Source organism: Catonella sp., assembly GCF_057250765.1.
Map to the genome: position 1 here is coordinate 1 of NZ_DBHIEC010000039.1, position 3,965 is coordinate 3,965.

Below are 3,965 nucleotides of genomic sequence, written 5' to 3' on the forward strand. Positions count from 1 at the left end.
TACTAGGGCGGATTAGGGACTTTCACCCTTTAGAAACGTGCGCCGCAAGGCACACCGCAAAAAAGCCATACAGGGCTATATTTCAAGCACCTGTATGGCTATATTCTAAGCCTTAAATCTATTAAGCAATGGCCTGGAGAATTTTCTGTTAAAGAAGTCTATAAGCGGCCCCATAAAGAAGGCAGTAATCAAAGTTCCAAGCCCCGGAAGCAAGCCACACAAGGCTCCTATGATAACGCAGATTAAATCACATCCTATACGGCAGTACTTAAAGGGCTTTCCGGTTCTCTTTGATATGATGATAGGTATGGCATCATAGACTGAAACCCCAAGGTCTGAGGTCATATAAAGTGACGATGCAAAGCAAAGCACAACCACACCTACAATCAGCATAACCACCCTAACTGCAAGGCTTGGATCTGGGATGCCGCCGCTATGTATTTATTGGCAAAATCCACTATGTGACCTGAGAAGAATAAGTTCAATATGGTTGCAATTCCAATATAGTGCTTGTCTAAAAGAAGAACTACAACAAGCATTATAAAGCTAATGGCCATATAATAAATACCATAACTAACCCCTGAAAAAAGCCTCTCGTGAGACCCCTGTGCAAAGCTCTGGAAGGGATCTATACCGAATAAGGAATTCTTAAAAAATCCAACAGCTATCGCACATATTATAACCCCGAATACGGTCATTATAAGCCTTGGCAGAAATTTTTCAGGCAGTTTTATATTCATTATGCCTCCACCTGCTTCTTAGCCTCAGCTGCAACCTCTGTAATGCCGCTTACAAGCCCTGCAAGGCCCTGTATCTCGGAAGGAATGATAATCTTGGTTGCCTTACCGTCTGCTGCCCTGCCGAAAGCCTCAAGTCCTTTGAGCTTGATTACCTCTCCTGAAGGAGCTGATTCATTGAGAAGCTTAATACCGTCAGCATTAGCCTTCTGCACCGCAAGTATAGCCTGTGCCTGACCTTCAGCCTCACGGATAGTAGCTTCCTTTTTAGCTTCAGCACGAAGAATCTGAGCCGCCTTTTCAGCCTCTGCCTCAAGAATTGTAGACTCTTTCTTACCCTCTGCAACAAGGATGGCTGCCTTCTTCTCACCTTCTGCACTGGTAACCGCAGCACGTCTCTCACGCTCTGCCTTAGCCTGCTTCTCCATTGCACCCTGAATATCAGGAGGACACATTATGTTCTTAAGCTCTACTCTGTTTACCTTGATTCCCCAAGGATCTGTAGCTACATCAAGTGTAGAACGCATCTGTGTATTAATAGTCTCACGGGATGTAAGTGTCTCATCCAGTTCAAGATCACCGATGATATTACGAAGTGTAGTAGCTGTAAGGTTCTCAAGAGCTGAGATAGGATTCTCAACACCGTATGCATAAAGCTTTGGATCTGTTATCTGATAGAAGATAACTGTATCTATTCTGATTGAAACATTATCCTTTGTGATAACCGGCTGTGGAGGGAAGTCCGCAACCTGTTCCTTAAGTGTTACCCTCTTTGCTACTCTGTCTATGAAGGGTAACTTCACATGAATACCAACGTGCCAGGTATCCTGATATCCGCCAAGTCTTTCAATGACTAAGGCTGTTGCCTGTGGCACTATCTTGATGCAGGAAGCAAAGATCAAGATGATTACAATAGCAAGGAACGCCATTGCCAAAAATGATCCGCTTATAAGTCCTCCGGTAGCTGCCATTGGTTTAGCTAAGTACAATAATCCTCCCATAATATACCTCTTTTCTTTTTATTATCTGTAAAGGGATAATCCCTAATACATACAGCATCAATCAAAGTTTTCCTGTAAGCCATCCACAGGAGCCAACCTCTTTGTTTCCTCTGTAATAAGCGGTTCAACTATTAGTTTTACGCCCTGTACCTCCATTACCTTCACTATGGTGTCCTCATCGATAACACCTCCCATTAGGGTTGATCTGGCAGACCAGTCGATACCGTTTAGCAAGACTCTTCCTGTCTCGTTTAGATTGTCAATCTTCTCAATAACCTTGGCTTCTCTGCCTATAAGGTCATCAACATTGGTCTTTGTCCTTCTTGAATTGACGTATTTAACAGCAAGAGGTCTGTATACAACAAGGACAACAAGGGAAACAACTAAGAATAGCACAATCTGGAGCCAAACTGCTGCCCCAAAGAGACTCGCAAAAAATGATACTAGAGCACCGATTGCAAACCATATAGTTGTGAGTCCCATAGTAAGGAATTCCATCACAACCAGTATTATAAATGCCATAAGCCAAAATTGAAAATCCATAATCTGCCTCCTTGTTAATATTATGGTGGTTTAACGGCTATAAATCCATAGAGAACCTCTTTTATAATACTATTATAGCTTATTTTAAAAATTAGTGTTTACTTTTTTCAAAATAATTTCTTAAGGAAAAATAAATATAGTGACGAAGAAGTGTGTGCAAAGCACACACTTCCCAGAATGTAAATCTTATAAAACTATCTAAGCCACAGGAAATAATGACTGTCGCCTTAACTTTATTTACAGGCAAGCCTTATATATCTCAATTATATCCTCTTTAGTTAAAGGTACATAGGCATTCATAAGGTCTGCCTCTGCCTCAAGGTGGTCTGCCATTTTGCCAAAGTATTCCTCCGTAATATTAAGCTCAGTAAGGTTTGATGCAATGCCTGACTCCTTAAAGAAGGATTCAAGTGCATATATTCCCTTAAGAGCAAGCTCCTCTTCACTTCCTCCTGAGAGCCCCCAGACATTCTTTGCAAAGCGTACAAACCTGTCTGTGGTTGATGGATCTTTTTTAAGTATATGCCTCATCCATCTAGGTGTAAGGATGGCAAGGCCTACACCATGGGTAATATCATAAAAGGCAGAAAGTTCGTGTTCTAAGCCATGGCAAGGCCAGCCTGTGCCTAGCTTTCCGTACTCAGGTATGCTGGAGCAGGCTACTGACGAGGCCATCATAAGATTGCCCCTTGCAGCGTAGTTATCAGGCTCCTTAAGGGCTATAGGAAGATTCTTAATGACAGTCTTTAGCACAGTCTCAGCAATTCCATCTGATATATCGCAGTCGTCTGTTCTTGAGAAATACCCCTCCATGATGTGGCTCATGATATCTGCTGAACCCGCTGCTGTCTGGTACTTTGATACGCTAAATGTATAGGTAGGGTCACAGATAGATACTGCGGGATAGGTGAACATTGCACCTATCTTTTCATCTGTTGCCATATTGCTAATAACACCTGCTCCGTCAAATTCTGAGCCTGTTGCGCTAAGGGTGAGAATGTCTACCAGAGGAAGGGCTTTTTTTAGCTTCCACTCAGACTTAACCATCTTCCAAAGGTCGTCACCTTCAAAGTACACTCCACAGGCTATGGCTTTAGAGCAGTCTAGCGTACTTCCACCACCTACAGAAAGTACAACATCTATATTGTTTTCCTTGCAGAGTTTAACTCCCTTTATAACTGATTCAATTCTTGGATTAGGTTCTATGCCGTCACATTCAACTACGGTAAATCCACCCTCAGAAAGTATCTTCATAACCTCATCATAGAGTCCTATTTTCTTGATAGAGCCACCACCATAAGCGAAAAGTACCCTTTTGCCAAACCTGTTAAGAGCATCCCCAAGCCTAGATATCTGTCCTTTACCAAAATAAAGTTCTGTAGGTATTGAGTGTACGAAGTTTTCCATAGTTTCCTCCTTTAACTGTGGCTTATTTGTGAGGAGATAACGCTTTCTCCTGTAATCAAGCCGTTGATAGAATTTTTATTTACTGATGGGTGTATAGGTGTTTTACACCCATTGATAATTATATCTGCTTATTTCATTATACTATATTGTAGCCGCTCAAAATTTTTGTCATAAAATCTTATTTTTTTTGTCACAAAACAATTATAACATATTTTATAGATTTAATCGGGTAGGAGGTAGATAATTATTTTATCTACCGACCTCCCACACCACCGTG

Annotated in this window: 5 protein-coding genes; all 5 read right to left on the reverse strand. The window is 41.5% G+C overall.

The window, feature by feature from the left end; genetic code table 11:
- Positions 1–105: 105 nt before the first annotated feature.
- The 5 genes from ACO6HM_RS12260 to ACO6HM_RS12280 all read right to left on the reverse strand — a co-directional run bounded on the left by ACO6HM_RS12260 (position 106) and on the right by ACO6HM_RS12280 (position 3,688).
- Positions 106–393: a DUF6198 family protein gene (locus ACO6HM_RS12260; protein WP_485391304.1), complete on the reverse strand. Its 288-nt coding sequence runs from the start codon at positions 391–393 to the stop codon at positions 106–108.
- On the reverse strand, positions 387–740 hold the full coding sequence (locus tag ACO6HM_RS12265) for a DUF6198 family protein (protein WP_485391305.1): 354 nt from the start codon (positions 738–740) through the stop codon (positions 387–389). The genes ACO6HM_RS12260 and ACO6HM_RS12265 overlap by 7 nt, the downstream gene beginning before the upstream one ends.
- Complete coding sequence (locus ACO6HM_RS12270) at positions 740–1,666, reverse strand: SPFH domain-containing protein (protein ID WP_485373283.1); 927 nt, start codon at positions 1,664–1,666, stop codon at positions 740–742. The genes ACO6HM_RS12265 and ACO6HM_RS12270 overlap by 1 nt, the downstream gene beginning before the upstream one ends.
- Positions 1,667–1,795: 129 nt before the next feature.
- Entirely contained in the window at positions 1,796–2,281 is a 486-nt protein-coding gene (locus ACO6HM_RS12275) for an NfeD family protein (RefSeq protein ID WP_485391306.1), read from the reverse strand.
- Between the two features lie 237 nt (positions 2,282–2,518).
- Entirely contained in the window at positions 2,519–3,688 is a 1,170-nt protein-coding gene (locus ACO6HM_RS12280; RefSeq protein ID WP_485391307.1) for an iron-containing alcohol dehydrogenase, read from the reverse strand.
- Between the last annotated feature and the right edge of the window lie 277 nt (positions 3,689–3,965).